The 13,473-nt window shown below is 70.3% G+C and carries 14 protein-coding genes; 9 read left to right on the forward strand and 5 right to left on the reverse strand.

The window, feature by feature from the left end:
* Positions 1 to 49: 49 nt before the first annotated feature.
* The 4 genes from QWJ39_RS07950 to QWJ39_RS07965 all read left to right on the forward strand — a co-directional run bounded on the left by QWJ39_RS07950 (position 50) and on the right by QWJ39_RS07965 (position 3,696).
* Entirely contained in the window at positions 50 to 1,090 is a 1,041-nt protein-coding gene (locus tag QWJ39_RS07950) for an FUSC family protein (RefSeq protein ID WP_356903076.1), read from the forward strand.
* A 30-nt stretch (positions 1,091 to 1,120) separates the two neighbouring features.
* Complete coding sequence (locus QWJ39_RS07955) at positions 1,121 to 1,897, forward strand: IclR family transcriptional regulator (protein ID WP_290257204.1); 777 nt, start codon at positions 1,121 to 1,123, stop codon at positions 1,895 to 1,897.
* A 102-nt stretch (positions 1,898 to 1,999) separates the two neighbouring features.
* On the forward strand, positions 2,000 to 3,187 hold the full coding sequence (locus tag QWJ39_RS07960) for a 4-hydroxybenzoate 3-monooxygenase (protein ID WP_290257205.1): 1,188 nt from the start codon (positions 2,000 to 2,002) through the stop codon (positions 3,185 to 3,187).
* Between the two features lie 116 nt (positions 3,188 to 3,303).
* On the forward strand, positions 3,304 to 3,696 hold the full coding sequence (locus tag QWJ39_RS07965) for a nuclear transport factor 2 family protein (protein ID WP_290257206.1): 393 nt from the start codon (positions 3,304 to 3,306) through the stop codon (positions 3,694 to 3,696).
* Positions 3,697 to 3,721: 25 nt separating this feature from the next.
* Here QWJ39_RS07965 and QWJ39_RS07970 read toward each other — a convergent pair whose 3' ends face one another.
* The 4 genes from QWJ39_RS07970 to purB all read right to left on the reverse strand — a co-directional run bounded on the left by QWJ39_RS07970 (position 3,722) and on the right by purB (position 7,557).
* Complete coding sequence (locus QWJ39_RS07970; RefSeq protein WP_290257207.1) at positions 3,722 to 4,225, reverse strand: GNAT family N-acetyltransferase; 504 nt, start codon at positions 4,223 to 4,225, stop codon at positions 3,722 to 3,724.
* Positions 4,226 to 4,367: 142 nt separating this feature from the next.
* On the reverse strand, positions 4,368 to 5,066 hold the full coding sequence (locus tag QWJ39_RS07975; RefSeq protein WP_290257208.1) for a histidine phosphatase family protein: 699 nt from the start codon (positions 5,064 to 5,066) through the stop codon (positions 4,368 to 4,370).
* 42 nt (positions 5,067 to 5,108) lie between these two features.
* The gene (locus tag QWJ39_RS07980) at positions 5,109 to 5,996 is read right to left on the reverse strand and encodes an endonuclease/exonuclease/phosphatase family protein (protein WP_290257209.1); all 888 of its coding nucleotides are present in this window, start codon (positions 5,994 to 5,996) and stop codon (positions 5,109 to 5,111) included.
* 109 nt (positions 5,997 to 6,105) lie between these two features.
* On the reverse strand, positions 6,106 to 7,557 hold the full coding sequence (gene purB, locus QWJ39_RS07985; protein WP_290257210.1) for an adenylosuccinate lyase: 1,452 nt from the start codon (positions 7,555 to 7,557) through the stop codon (positions 6,106 to 6,108).
* Positions 7,558 to 7,790: 233 nt separating this feature from the next.
* On the opposite strand from purB, the gene QWJ39_RS07990 reads away from it, so the two are divergent.
* Together QWJ39_RS07990 and QWJ39_RS07995 are read left to right on the forward strand one after the other, a co-directional pair.
* A complete protein-coding gene (locus QWJ39_RS07990) occupies positions 7,791 to 8,090 on the forward strand; it encodes a hypothetical protein (protein ID WP_290257211.1) in 300 nt (99 codons plus the stop codon).
* Positions 8,091 to 8,104: 14 nt separating this feature from the next.
* The gene (locus QWJ39_RS07995; RefSeq protein WP_290257212.1) at positions 8,105 to 9,553 is read left to right on the forward strand and encodes a hypothetical protein; all 1,449 of its coding nucleotides are present in this window, start codon (positions 8,105 to 8,107) and stop codon (positions 9,551 to 9,553) included.
* Here the strand turns inward: QWJ39_RS07995 and QWJ39_RS08000 are convergent.
* Positions 9,498 to 9,923 (reverse strand): phage holin family protein, encoded by a 426-nt coding sequence (locus QWJ39_RS08000; protein WP_290257213.1) that lies wholly within the window; start codon positions 9,921 to 9,923, stop codon positions 9,498 to 9,500. The genes QWJ39_RS07995 and QWJ39_RS08000 overlap by 56 nt on opposite strands.
* Before the next feature lie 59 nt (positions 9,924 to 9,982).
* Here QWJ39_RS08000 and QWJ39_RS08005 point away from each other — a divergent pair, with 59 nt between their 5' ends.
* The 3 genes from QWJ39_RS08005 (at position 9,983) to QWJ39_RS08015 (ending at position 13,463) form a co-directional block, all read left to right on the forward strand.
* A complete protein-coding gene (locus QWJ39_RS08005; protein ID WP_290257214.1) occupies positions 9,983 to 11,101 on the forward strand; it encodes a histidinol-phosphate transaminase in 1,119 nt (372 codons plus the stop codon).
* A gap of 146 nt (positions 11,102 to 11,247) precedes the next feature.
* On the forward strand, positions 11,248 to 12,486 hold the full coding sequence (gene pdhA, locus QWJ39_RS08010) for a pyruvate dehydrogenase (acetyl-transferring) E1 component subunit alpha (protein WP_290257215.1): 1,239 nt from the start codon (positions 11,248 to 11,250) through the stop codon (positions 12,484 to 12,486).
* On the forward strand, positions 12,483 to 13,463 hold the full coding sequence (locus tag QWJ39_RS08015) for an alpha-ketoacid dehydrogenase subunit beta (RefSeq protein ID WP_290257216.1): 981 nt from the start codon (positions 12,483 to 12,485) through the stop codon (positions 13,461 to 13,463). Before pdhA ends, QWJ39_RS08015 begins: the two co-directional genes overlap by 4 nt.
* Positions 13,464 to 13,473: the final 10 nt, after the last annotated feature.

Here is a 13,473-nt window from a genome sequence, read left to right on the forward strand (position 1 = left end):
TCCCTCATCCGCCGCGGACCGCCGCGCACCGTTCGCCGACTTCTTCGCCATGTTCTTCACCATGGGCCCGGCCAACAAGGACCACCACCCCGCGCTCCGCTGCGCCGTCGGCGTCTTCGTCCCGCTGATCACCCTGGTGCTGCTGCAGCGGCTGGACCTGGCCATCTTCGCCTCCTTCGGCGCCTTCGCCGGAATCTACGGACGTAACGAGCCGCACGGCCGGCGGCTGGTGCTGCAGCTGCGCGCGGGAACGCTGATGCTCGCCGTGATCCTGCTGGCCGCCCTGACCGCGCACGCCGGCGCGCTGCCCGCGTTCACGCCGGCCGGGCGGATCTGGCTGCAGGTCGCGGCGACCACCTTGGTGGCCGGCGCCTGCTCGCTCATCGTCTCCCTGTGGCGTCTCCGCCCGGCGGGATCCCTGTTTCACATCTTCGCCTTCGCGGCGATCGCCTCCGTCCCGCACCAGCCGCCGCTCTGGCAGGGCATGCTGGTGGCGGTGCTGACGGTCGCCTTCTCGCTCCTGGTGGGCATGTCCTCCCGCGTGGTTCCCGGCCAGCGGCGGCCGTGGAACTGGTCCGCCCCCGTCCGCCTGACCGGGCCGGAGCGTCGTGCGGCGTGGCAGGAGGCCGTCGGTTACCTCGTGGCCGCGGGCCTGGCCGGGATCCTGGCCACGGTGATCGGCCAGCGCCTCGGCATCGGCCACAACTATTGGGCCATGGTGGCCGCCGTCGTGCCCCTGGTGGGCCACACCACCCGGCACCGGATCAGCCGCGGCCTGCAGCGCATCCTGGGCACCGCCCTGGGCCTGGCGCTGCTCGCGGCGATCCTGCTGCTGCAGCCCGAACCCTGGCTGACGGTGCTGGTGATCGCCGCCTGCCAGTTCGGCGCGGAGATGTTCATCGCCCGCCAGTACTTGGTGGCCCAGCTCTTCGTCACGCCGCTGGCCCTGGTCTCCACCCTCCTGGTGGCGCCCGTCCCGGCCGGCGTGCTGCTCAGGGACCGGCTCTTCGAGACCGTAATCGGCGCCGTGGTGGGCGTTGCCGTCGTCCTGGCGCCCGCCCTGTGGCGGCAGTGGAAGACTGGTCGCTAGCAGGAAACGTCGACGGCGGGAGCGTGGGGAATGGCCAATTCCGAATCGGGTGATTCGGTGGTGGACCGCGTGGTGCGCCTGCTGGAGGCCATCCCGGAGGGTTCGGATGCGCTGCAGCTCTCCGAACTCGCCGCCCGCGCCGGGCTGCCGCTGAGCACCGCACACCGCCTGGTCCGGCAGCTGGCCGGGCACGGGCTGCTGGAACTCGGTGCCGGCGGGTCGGTCCGGCTGGGGCTGCGGCTCTGGGAACTGGTAAACCGGAACTCGCCCACCCTGGCCCTGCGGCAGGCGGCGATGCCGTTCATGGAGGACATCCAGCAGGTGCTGAACCAGAACGTGAACCTGGCGGTGCTGGACGGGGCGGAGGCCCTCTTCGTCGAACGACTCTCCCGGCGCGGCTCGGTGGCGAACCGGGCCAAAGTGGCCGGCCGGATGCCCGTGCACCTCTCCTCGGCCGGGCTGGTGCTGATGGCCCACCAGCCGCCCGCCCGCCAGGCGGCGTACCTGCGCGACTTCGCCGATCCCGCCGGGAAGGTGGGCGTGGCCGGGCTCCGCGCGCTGCTGGCCCAGGCCGCCGCCCAGGGCTACGCCGAACTCTCCGGCGTGGTGGACCCGGACACGTGGGGCATCGCGGTGCCGGTCCGGGACGCCCGCAAGCGCGCGGTGGCCGCGCTCGGCGTCGTGGTTCCCGTGCGCGAGATGCGGCTCCAGGCGCTGGTGCCTGCGCTGCAGACCGCCGCGCGGGGCATCGGCCGGCGGCTGGGGGAGACCCGCGCATCAGTGATCCATTCAACGGAATCGGTGTAACGCCGGTCACGCCCGTGCGGCACACTGGGAGGCAGTGATAATCCGGTCCGTGCGCCGCGCCCGTCCCGGGCTGCCCGGACCCCGCAACGAAGCGAGGAACCCATGGCACGGCACGTCGTCCGCACGCAGGTGGCTATCGTCGGCGGCGGCCCCGCTGGCCTGATGCTCTCCCACCTCCTGGCGAGGGAAGGGATCGAGTCCACGGTGGTGGAGCTGCGCAGCAGGCAGGAGATCGCCGAGACCGTCCGCGCCGGAATCCTGGAGCACGGCACCGTCAACCTGCTGGTAGACAGCGGCGTCTCGGACCGGGTGCTCACCGACGGGGACCGGCACGACGGGATCGAGCTGCGCTTCAACGGCGAGAGCCACCGCATCGACTTCCAGGACCTGGTCGGGGAATCGGTGTGGCTCTACCCCCAGACCGATGTCTTCAAGGACCTTGCCGCCCGCCGCGAGACCGACGGCGGAGACGTGCGCTACGGAGTCACGGACACGGCCATCCACGACCTCGACGGCGACCCCCGGGTCTGGTTCACCGACGCCGACGGCACCGAGGTGGAGCTCCGGGCGGAGTTCATCGTCGGCGCCGACGGCTCCCGCAGCCACTGCCGCGGGCAGATCCCGGAGGCGCACCGAAAGTGGTACTTCCACGAGTACCCGTTCGCCTGGTTCGGCATCCTGGCCGAGGCACCGCGTAGCTCGGAGGAGCTGATCTACGCCAACTCGGAGAACGGCTTCGCGCTGATCAGCCAGCGCACCGAGACGGTGCAGCGGATGTACTTCCAATGCGATCCGGGCGAGGACGTCAACAACTGGAGCGATGAGCGGATCTGGGAGACCTTCCGCAGCCGGGTGAACGGCAACGGTTTCGAGCTCAAGGAAGGTCCTGTGCTGGACAAGACGGTGCTGAAGTTCCGCAGCTTCGTGCAGGCCCCGATGCGCCACAAGAAGCTGTTCCTGGCCGGGGATGCCGCCCACACGGTGCCGCCCACCGGGGCGAAGGGCCTCAACCTCGCCATCGCTGACGTCCGGGTGCTGTTCGAGGGACTGGACAGCTACTACAAGACCGGGTCGGAGGCTCTCCTGGACCGCTACAGCAGCCGCGCCCTGGACCGGGTGTGGAAGGCCCAGCACTTCTCCTACTGGATGACCTCCATGCTGCACACCCCCGAGGGTGCGGACGACTTCGCCCGGGCCCGGCAGCTGGGCGAGCTGAACTCCGTGGTGTCCTCCCGGCACGGCCGCGCCTACCTCGCCGAGGCCTACACCGGCTGGCCGTCGGCGCGGTAGGGCGGCGCTCCGGGGAGCGGTCAGCCACTCATTCTTCCATCGACACTCCCTTGCGACGGGACTAGCCTTAAACCATCCCACCATGACCCGACGAGGACGACGGAGAGGTGTCCATCATGGGAAGCGCAGACAATGTTGAACTGGTCCGACGGGGGTACGAGGCCTTCAACTCAGGGGATATGGCGACACTCAGCGAAATCTTCGCCGAGGACGCAGTGTGGCACGTGGCCGGAAGCGGCGTGCTCTCGGGAACCAAGCAGGGCCGCGACGCAATTCTCGCCTATTTCGGCGAACTGGGTGCCCGCACGCAGGGCAACTTCCACGCCAAGGTCCAGGACATCGTTGGCGGCGAGGAACACACGGTAGCGATCCAGCGGACCGTTGCGGAGGGTAACGGCAAAACCCTGGACATGGGCTCGGTCATCGTCTTCGTGGTCCGGGACGGGAAGGTCGCGGAGGGCAGGGAGTACTTCGAGAACACCGCCACGGCGGACGATTTCTGGGCCTGACCGAACATCCCCGCCCTCGTGTCCCTCAGGCCATCGCGGTGTGGGCCGCGCTGTGGGAATCGATGGTCTTCTCGTAGCAGAAGGAGTGATCCACGCCGATGTACGGCCCAAAGTTCGGCACCGGGGCGAACCCGGAGTTGGCGTAGAACTGCCGCCCGTCGGTCTGTACCGAGCCCGCCTCCGCCGTCAGCCTGGTGATGCCCAGGGCGTGGGCGTGCCCCTCCAGTGCCGCCAGGATGGAGCTCGCCACCCCCGAACCGCGGGTGTACGGCAGGACGTAGAGGCGCTTGATCTCGGCGGTCCGGGAGTCCAGGAGGCGCAGCCCGCCGCAGCCCACCGGCTGGCCCGAGCCCTTGTCATAGGCGACCAGGAACACCGCCGAGTCCGACTCGGAGGGTACCGGGCCCGGCTCGTGGTCCGGGCGGCCGAAGCGTGCGTCCAGTTCGGCCTGCTGGGCGGCCCGGAGGTCTGCGCCCACGGGGTTGGCCCAGGGCACCTGCCGGATGTGAAGCCGCGGGTTGGTCTGCATCGTTGCCTCGTTTCACCGAAGGGTTATGCAGTCCAAGGCTAGGAAGCGGTGGTTTCCACGGTGTTTCCCGCAGGTAAGGGATGGGAGAACTTGGGGCGGTGACGGCGCGGAGGGCGCGGAGGGCATCGATGCCGAAGGGACCTCAGGCGGGTCCGCCGGCCGGGTCCTCCGCCGTCGGGTCGGCCAGGGCCAGGCCGCCCACGGGGCTGCCGTCCCAGTGGACCATCCGCCAGCCGTCCGCGGGGCCGCCCTCCAGGGCCACGATGCCGGTGTTGGCCAGGACGTGCCGGGCCGCGAACCCGGCGTCGACGTTCTCCGCGCGCAGGGCGGTCCAGACCCGGATTGCCGCGCCGTGGCTGACGACGGCGACCGTGCCGCCGTCGTCCGTGCTCCCCGGGGACGCCCCGCCCCGGGGCCCGGCAGCTGCCGCCGCGATCCGGTCGACGGCGTCGTCGAACCGGGCCAAGAAGTCGTGGCCGCTGGGACCGGTAGGCATCCGCCGGTCCAGCTCGCCCGCGGCCCACCCGAACACCGTGCCGAGGTAGCGCAGGTGGGACTCCCGATCGGTGAGCTTCTCCAGCGCGCCCGCCTCGATTTCGTGCAGCCCGTCCAGGACCGTGACATCCAGTCCGCGGCGGCCGGCCAGCGGGGCGGCGGTCAGCTGGGTCCGGATCAGCGTGGAGGCGTAGAGCCGGCTGATTTCCAGCCGCGCCAGGGAACGGGCCAGGGCCTCCGCCTGCCGTTCGCCCAGCTCGGTCAGGCCGGGGCCGGGATGCGCCGTGTCGAGCTGGCCGAGCACGTTGCCCGGCGTCTGGCCGTGCCTGATCAGGAGGAGCCTCATAGCCCGAATTTTACCGCCGCGCCCTGCGAGGGGAGCCGGGCGTCAGGGGATGAGGACGGTGGCCTGGATCGGGGCGTGGTCGCTGGGGTAGCGGTCGTCGAGGCGGAAGGTGTTGACCGCCGCGTCGGCCACCTGGATGCCGGGGGTGACGGCGATCCAGTCGATCCGGCTCTCGCCCACCACCGGGTCCTTGTAGTTCGGGAAGGTGCCGTACGCCGGGGTGAGGTGCCGCTTGGCGACCAGCCAGGAGTCCCGGAACGGTCCGCCGTCCACCAGGGTGGAGTACGCCCCGGAGGCGCCGGCGCGGGCGTTGAAGTCGCCCATCACCACGGTGGGCAGCCCGGGTTCGAAGCGGGCCGTGTGGTCGATGATGGCCTCGGCGCTGCGCAGCTGGGCGTTCTCCGACTCGTGGTCGAAGTGCGTGTTGAGGACCATCAGTTCCCGGCCGGTGCTGCTGTCCTCGAACCGGCCCCAGGTGGCGATCCGGGTGGTGTCGTTGCCCCAGGTGGCGGATCCTGCGACGTCCGGGGTGTCCGAGAGCCAGAACTGGTCCCAGGCCTGCAGCAGGAGGCGCCGGGAGTTGTAGAAGATGCAGGAGTACTCACCGCGGCTGCCGCCGTCGCGGCCCTGGCCGATCATCCGGTAGTGGTCCGGCAGCGCCTCTTCGATCACCGCCAGCTGGTGCCCGAGGCCCTCCTGGATGCCCAGGACGTCCGGGAGTTCCTCGGCGAGCACGGCCTGCAGGGCCGGTGCCCGTTCCGGCCAGTAGTCGGCCTGGCCGGGGAGGGTGCGGTTGGTGTCGCAGCGGATGTTGAAGCTCATCAGGCTCAACGCGGCGTCGTCCGCCCCCGGAGATTCGGGGGCGTCCGGCGCCAGGGGGTCCGGGTCGGTCAGAACGGTCCGTGCGGTCGACGCTATGTCGCTCGGCAAGGGAGTCTCCTCGTGTCGGTTACAGTCCCAGAATCCACGATACGACTGGCCGCTCCTAGACGGCGGCGTAAACGCGGCTGTGCCGGAAGGTTAATTCGACGTGAATGACCTAGCGGCCGTCCGCCAGGTGATCGACCAGCTTGTCCGCGATGCCGGTGTAGCGGCCCGGGGTGAGCGCCAGTAGGCGTGATTCCGCCTCGGCGGAGAGGCCCAGGCCCTGGACGAACTCCTGCATCCGGGCGGCGTCCACCCGCTGGCCGCGGGTCAGGTCCTTGAGCCGCTCGTAGGGGTTTTCCATGCCCGGCACGCCGGCGATTGCCTCGGCGCGCATGACCATCTGGATGGCCTCGCCGAGGACCTCCCAGTTGGTGTCCAGGTCCGCGGCCAGCACGTTCTCTGCCACGTCCAGGCGGTCCAGGCCCTTGGCGACATTGGAGATCGCCAGCAGTGAGTGGCCGAAGGCGACGCCGATGTTCCGCTGCGAGGACGAGTCGGTGAGGTCGCGCTGCCAGCGGGAGGTCACCAGGGTGGAGCCGAGCACGTCCAGGACACCGGAGGAGATCTCCAGGTTTGCCTCGGCGTTCTCGAAGCGGATCGGGTTGACCTTGTGCGGCATGGTCGAGGAGCCGGTTGCGCCGGCCACGGGGACCTGGGCGAAGTAGCCGATCGAGATGTAGCTCCAGATGTCGGTGCAGACGTTGTGCAGGATCCGGTTGAAGCGGGCGACGTCGGCGTACAGCTCGGCCTGCCAGTCGTGGCTTTCGATCTGGGTGGTCAGCGGGTTCCAGGTAAGCCCGAGGCCCTCGACGAAGCCCTTGGCGACGGCTTCCCAGTCGGCTCCCGGGACGGAGGCGACGTGCGCGGCGTAGGTGCCGGTGGCGCCGTTGATCTTGCCCAGGTATTCGGTGCGCGCGATCCGGTCCAGCTGGCGGGTCAGGCGGTGCGCGATGACGGCCAGTTCCTTGCCCAGGGTGGTGGGGGTGGCGGGCTGGCCGTGGGTGCGGGAGAGCATCGGGACGGCGCGGTTGGCCTCGGCCATGGCGCCGATCTGTCCCACGAGCGTGCGTGCGGCGGGCAGCCAGACATTCTCGACGGCGCCCTTGATGCCGAGCGCGTAAGAGAGGTTGTTGATGTCCTCCGACGTGCAGCCGAAGTGGACCATCGCGGTCAGGTGCTCGATCCCGATGCCGGGCAGGCGGCGGCCGATGTAGTACTCGACGGCCTTCACGTCGTGGACGGTGACGGCCTCGATCTCGGCGAGTTCGGCCACCGAGGCGGCGTCGAACTCGGTGACGATGTCCCGCAGCTGCTGCTGCTGTTCCGCGGACAGCGGGCCGGCGCCGGGAAGGACGTTGTTGCCGGTCAGGTGGATCAGCCATTCGACCTCGACGGCGACGCGGTCGCGGTTGAGCGCGGCCTCAGAGAGGTAGTCCACCAAAGGCGCGACGGCGGACTGGTAGCGGCCGTCCAGCGGTCCCAGGGCGATGGGGGTGCCGGAGGCGGCCAGGGCCAGGCGTCCGGACGGCGTGCGGGTCTCAGCTGTGGCAGCAGTTTCAGGCATGGTCCGATTCTTTCACGAAGTGCCGCCGGGGCCGAAGCCGGGCGGTGGTATGACAGCCGCCCGGGCGGGGCGCAGCCCGTTGTCCACATAGCCGCACCGTGCCGTGTCCGCCCCCGGTGCGTGGCCCTAGCGTCGTTCTGTGGCCGGGGTGTGCAGGAGGCAACCCCAGGAAGAGAACACACGGCAGAGAACACGAGGAAGCCGGCTTAAGCCGGAGAAAGGAGGGATGCGCGATGACGTCCACAACCGTGCTGGCCGGGGACGCGGCGGCCTGCGCCTCCCGCAGCGCCGAGGTGCAGCGGCTCGCGGCCCGGGTGGCCGGATGCGCCGGGCAGGCGGACGCCGTCCTGGCGGCGCTGGCCCGGTTGGAGCTGCAGACCTGGCAGTCGCCGGCCGGGCGGGCGTACCGGGTGACGCTCTCGCTGCAGGCGGCCTCGCTCCGACGGGCCCGGGATGGCCTGCTCGAGGCCTCGTCCGCGGTGCTGGCCCACGCCCGGTTGGTGGCCCTCGCCCCCGGCCGGTCGGGGTTTTGAGAGGGCGGGTACTGATGACGGAACTCAGTCCGGCCGGTTCCGGCGAGGTGCCGCGTCCGGTGGCCCCGCCCCCGGACGGCATGCTCCGCATCCGCGGCGGGGTGGGCGGCGTGGCCTTCCAGTTCGAGGAATTGCTGGCCGGAGCGGCAGCCCTGGACGCCTCGGTGCGGGACCTCTACGCGGTGGAAGCGGAGGCGGACGGGATCCGCCGGTCCCTGTTCCCCTTTCAGCAGGACGCCTACCGCAGCGGCAGCGAAGCCATCACCGCTGTGGGGGAGGCAGGTCGGGGGATCGGCAGGGTCCGGGCGGAGGTGGAACACATCGCCGCCCAGGTCCGGGCCAGCCACCGGGACTACGAGTTCACCGAGGCCCGCAACGCCCTGCTGCTGAGGATGGGCCTGGCCGGGCCCGAGTATGGATCCGCCGGCGGGGTCCTGGGCTTCCCCGGGGTGCGCGACCGGTTCGAAACCGGGCTGGCCTCACCGGGGAGCCTGGCGCTGCTGCTGGGCCTGCCGCTCCCGCTGGCCGGAGCGCTCGCCGGGGTTCCCGGGTCGGCCTCGATCGGTGGCCTGGTCAGGGCGCTGACGGACGAGCCCGGGCTCGGCTTCCTCAAGCCCCGTCCGGTCTCGGCCACCGCCGGGGGCACCAGCACCGAAACCGTGGACCTGACGCCGGCCGGACTGCTCCGCCGCACCGAGGACGTGGACCGGACGCCGGGCGAGATCGAGGTCATCAGGGTCGATGCCGCCGGCGGCCCTGCCTGGGTGGTGCTGGTCCCGGGGACGCAACTGGGCGGTCTTCCCGCCGGAACCAACCCCTTCGACACGGCCGGCATCGCGGAGGCGCTGGGCTATGACTCCGTCGAAACAACAGCCGCCATCAGGTGCGCACTGCGCGAGGCCGGCGCGGAGGCGGGCGATCAGCTGGTGGCCGTCGGCTACAGCCAGGGCGGCATCCACGCCATGAACCTCAGCCGGGACAAGGCATTCCTGGCCGAATTCGACCTCAAGTACGTCCTGACGGCCGGGTCGCCGGTCGGCGGGATCAGCCCCGCCCCGGGGATCAGCAGCCTGCACCTTGAACACCGGGAGGACTGGGTGCCCGGGGCCGACGGCGCCCCGAACGCGGACACTCGCGACCGGGTCACGGCCACCCTGACCAACGCCCTGAGCGTCCCGGCGCCAAAGGACTTCGGTCTGGGGCCGGGACACCGGCTGGAGAACTACGAGGCCGGCGCCGCCGCCGTCGAAGCCTCCCGTGACCCGTCGCTGCAGGCGTCCACCGCCGCGCTCGCGGCCGTGGTGGGTACGGGCGGGACGGCGGCCGTCACCCGGTTCGCGCTCCGCCGCGAGGCACGCCCCGTACCGGCGGGAGGAGGGAGCGTCAGGGCCGACGCCGGCGGTACGGTCAGCGGCGGCCACCGGGAAGCCGGCCGGCCACCAGCGACACCAGGGTCACGATGATGGCGGCCAGGACGGCGGTCCAGAAGAAGGAGTCGATGGTGAAGTGCACCGGCGTGTAGGAACTCAGCCAGGCCGTCAGGTACAGCATGGCCGCGTTGATCACAACGGTGAACAGGCCCAGGGTGAGGATGGTGATCGGCAGTGACAGCAGGCTGACCAGCGGCTTGACGAAGGCGTTGACCAGGCCGAAGATCAGGCCGATGAACAGGTAGGCCAGGATGATACCGATGGTCTCCGTGCCCTGCGTGACCCCCTGGTCCGCGACGGCGCCGGTGGTGGCCGTGGTGGAGATATTCAGTCCCGGCAGGATCCAGCTGGCCACCCAGAGGGCCAGGGCATTGACGATGACCCGCACAAAGAGAGAGCGCATGGCCCCATGCTGTCACATCACCGGACGCACGGGCAGGGTGGCGTCGTAGGCTAGGGGGCATGACTTCTTCTGACAGCCTGGCCGGCGGAATCCGCCCGCGGCCGGTGGTGGACCTGCTTCCCCGATACGCAGCCGGCAAGCCGCCGGCTCCCGTCGAGGGGCTGGTCAGCTACAAGCTTTCCTCCAACGAAAACCCGCTCCCGCCGATCCCTGCAGTGCAGCAGGCCATCGCGGCGCGGACCGACTTCAACCGCTACCCGGACCCGCTCAGCAGCAAGCTCCGCGCCGCGCTCGCCGACTTCCTCGACGTCCCGGCCGAGGACATCGTCACCGGCGCCGGCAGCCTCGGCGCCCTGAACCAGCTGTTGGCCACCTTCGCCGGCCAGAACGACGACGGCAAGGCCGACGAAGTTATCTACGCGTGGCGCTCCTTCGAGGCCTACCCCATCAGCGTCGGCCTCGCCGGTGCCGAGAGCGTCCGAATCCCGCTCACCGCGGACGGACGCCACGACCTGGACGCCATGGCCGCCGCCGTCACTGTCCGGACAAAGATGATCCTGCTCTGCACCCCGAACAACCCCACCGGGCCCATCCTCACCTCCGAAGAGACGGAGCGGTTCCTCAACGCCGTGCCCGCGGACGTCGTCGTCGTGATCGACGAGGCCTACCAGGAGTTCGTCCGGGCCGAGGACGCCGTGGACGGCATCGAGATGTACCGCAAATTCCCCAACGTGGTGGTGCTCCGGACCTTCTCCAAGGCCCACGGCCTGGCCGGCCTCCGGGTGGGCTACAGCGTCTCCCAGCCCGGGTTGACCCAGCACCTGCGCGTCACGGCCACCCCGTTCGCCGTATCCCAGCTGGGTGAGGACGCCGCCGTCGCCTCCCTCCAGCACTACGACCAGGTTGTAGAAAGGGTACAAAGCCTGGTCGACGAACGGGACCGGGTAACGGCAGGCCTGCGGGCCCTCGGCTGGTTCGTTCCCGAGGCCCAGGGCAACTTCGTCTGGCTGAACCTCGGGGCCAACAGCGGCGAATTTGCCGCACTGGCGGGGGAGCAGGCGCTCTCCGTCCGGGCCTTCGGCGACGAGGGTGTGCGGGTCAGCATCGGCGAGACGGAAGCCAACACCCGCTTCCTCGAACTGTGTGCGAACTATACAAAAGCCCCGCAGCGTTCCTAGCGGTAAGCATCACCCCCTGCGGCCGCCCGCGGAGGGTACTGTGGGGACGAGTAAGCCATCATGTATGCCGGAACCGGGATGTATTCCCGGTGCGGCATATCTACCACCGAGTGCAGCGCCCCGGATGCGGCAGGCAAGGAGACGGTATGGGTACACAACTGCCCTCCACCGAGTTCGACGGAACCGACACGGATGACCGCCGCGAGGCGCAGGCCGAGGCTGTCCTGGGCGACCCCGACGTCCCCATGGTCCAGCTCCTGCGCCCGGACGGGACCCTGGGGACGGACCCGGTGTTCTCCGAGTACGCCGCCCGCCTGGACGCCGGGACGCTGAAGGGCTTCTACGCGGACATGGCGAAGATCCGCCGGTTCGACGTCGAGGCCACCGCGCTGCAGCGCCAGGGCCAGCTGGCCCTCTGGGTGCCGCTGACCGGACAGGAAGCCGCGCAGATCGGCTCGGGCCGGGCCAGCCAGCCGCAGGACTACATCTTCCCCACCTACCGGGAACACGGCGTCGCCCTGACGCGGAACGTGGACCTCGCCGAGCTGCTGCGGCAGTTCCGCGGGGTGTCGAACGGCGGCTGGAACCCCAAAGACACCAACTTCCACCTGTACACGCTGGTCCTGGCAGCCCAGACGCCGCACGCCGTCGGCTACGCCATGGGCATCCAGCGCGAGCAGAAGCTGAACCCCACCGGGGAGAAGGCCGCCGTCATGGTCTACTTCGGCGACGGCGCCAGCTCCGAGGGCGACGTCCATGAGTCGATGGTCTTCGCGTCCTCCTTCAACGCCCCCGTGGTCTTCTTCTGCCAGAACAACCACTGGGCCATCTCGGTCCCCACCACGGTGCAGACCCGGATTCCGCTCTCCAACCGCGCCAAGGGCTACGGCTTCCCGGGCATCCGGGTGGACGGCAACGACGTCATCGCGGTGCACGCCGTGACCGAATGGGCCTTGGACCGGGCCCGGCGCGGCGAGAGCCCGGTGCTGATCGAGGCCTTCACCTACCGGGTGGGCGCCCACACCACGGCGGATGACCCAACGAAGTACCGCGGCTCCGAGGAGGAGGCGCAGTGGCGGGCCAAGGATCCGCTGGAGCGGCTCGAGAAGTACCTGCGGGCCGAGGGTCTCGCGGACGACGCCTTCTTCGAGCAGGTCAAGGCCGACGGCGACGAGCTCGCCGCCTACGTCCGCAAGACCACCCACGACCTGGAGACCCCGGACATTCGGCAGGCCTTCGCGAACACCTACGCCGAGGCCCACCCCCTGGTGGCTGAGGAACTGGCGTGGTTCGAGGACTACAGCGCCGGCTTCGCCGATGAGGCGGCAGACGCCGAGGACTCCGGAACACAGGGCACAGCGACAGACGGGGCAGCCAGCCGATGACCACCATGACCATTGCCAAGGCCATCAACGAGGGCCTGCGCGCCACCCTGGCCGGCAACCCGCGCACCCTGCTGATGGGCGAGGACATCGGACCCCTCGGCGGCGTCTACCGGGTCACCGACGGCCTGATCGGCGAGTTTGGCGCCGACCGCGTCGTCGACACCCCGCTGGCCGAATCCGGCATCATCGGCACCGCGATTGGCCTGGCCCTCAGCGGCTTCCGGCCCGTCTGCGAGATCCAGTTCGACGGCTTCGTCTTCCCGGGCTTCAACCAGATCACCACCCAGCTGGCCAAGATGCACTCGCGCAGCAACGGCAACCTCACGGTCCCCGTGGTCATCCGCATCCCCTACGGCGGCGGCATCGGCTCGATCGAGCACCACTCCGAGTCTCCCGAGGCACTGTTCGCACACACCGCCGGGATCCGGATCATCACCCCGTCCAACCCGCACGACGCCTACTGGATGATCCAGCAGGCCGTCGACTGCCAGGACCCGGTGATCGTCTTTGAGCCGAAGCGCCGCTACTGGCTCAAGGGCGACGTCGACACCGCCGCCGCGGGCCGCTCCGCCGACCCGTTTGCCGCCCATGTGCTGCGCGAGGGAACCGACGCAACGGTGGTTGCCTACGGCCCGCTGGTGCCCGTGGCCCTCGCCGCCGCCAACGCCGCGGCCGAGGACGGGCACAGCGTCGAGGTGATCGACCTGCGGTCCATCTCACCGATCGACTTCGACACCGTCACAGCGTCCGTGAAGAAGACCGGCAGGCTGATCGTCACGCACGAGGCCCCCACCTTCGGCGGCATCGGCGGCGAGATCGCGGCGCGCGTCAGCGAGCGGGCCTTCCACTCCCTGGAGGCCCCGGTGCTGCGCGTCGGCGGCTTCCACATGCCCTACCCGGTGGCCAAGGTCGAGGAAGACTACCTGCCGGACATCGACCGCATTCTTGAGGCGCTCGAACGCGCCCTCGCCTACTGACGGGGAGCAC

Origin of the sequence: Arthrobacter sp. YD4, from assembly GCF_030410515.1 — a bacterium.
Taxonomy (GTDB): Bacteria; Actinomycetota; Actinomycetes; order Actinomycetales; family Micrococcaceae; genus Arthrobacter.

Coding starts and splice junctions, on each gene's coding strand:
- QWJ39_RS07950 (WP_356903076.1), top strand. CDS start 50: ATGTTCTTCACCATGGGCCCGGCCAACAAGGACCACCACCCCGCGCTC.
- QWJ39_RS07955 (WP_290257204.1), top strand. CDS start 1,121: ATGGCCAATTCCGAATCGGGTGATTCGGTGGTGGACCGCGTGGTGCGC.
- QWJ39_RS07960 (WP_290257205.1), top strand. CDS start 2,000: ATGGCACGGCACGTCGTCCGCACGCAGGTGGCTATCGTCGGCGGCGGC.
- QWJ39_RS07965 (WP_290257206.1), top strand. CDS start 3,304: ATGGGAAGCGCAGACAATGTTGAACTGGTCCGACGGGGGTACGAGGCC.
- QWJ39_RS07970 (WP_290257207.1), bottom strand. CDS start 4,225: ATGCAGACCAACCCGCGGCTTCACATCCGGCAGGTGCCCTGGGCCAAC.
- QWJ39_RS07975 (WP_290257208.1), bottom strand. CDS start 5,066: ATGAGGCTCCTCCTGATCAGGCACGGCCAGACGCCGGGCAACGTGCTC.
- purB (WP_290257210.1), bottom strand. CDS start 7,557: ATGCCTGAAACTGCTGCCACAGCTGAGACCCGCACGCCGTCCGGACGC.
- QWJ39_RS07990 (WP_290257211.1), top strand. CDS start 7,791: ATGACGTCCACAACCGTGCTGGCCGGGGACGCGGCGGCCTGCGCCTCC.
- QWJ39_RS07995 (WP_290257212.1), top strand. CDS start 8,105: ATGACGGAACTCAGTCCGGCCGGTTCCGGCGAGGTGCCGCGTCCGGTG.
- QWJ39_RS08000 (WP_290257213.1), bottom strand. CDS start 9,923: ATGCGCTCTCTCTTTGTGCGGGTCATCGTCAATGCCCTGGCCCTCTGG.
- QWJ39_RS08005 (WP_290257214.1), top strand. CDS start 9,983: ATGACTTCTTCTGACAGCCTGGCCGGCGGAATCCGCCCGCGGCCGGTG.
- pdhA (WP_290257215.1), top strand. CDS start 11,248: ATGGGTACACAACTGCCCTCCACCGAGTTCGACGGAACCGACACGGAT.
- QWJ39_RS08015 (WP_290257216.1), top strand. CDS start 12,483: ATGACCACCATGACCATTGCCAAGGCCATCAACGAGGGCCTGCGCGCC.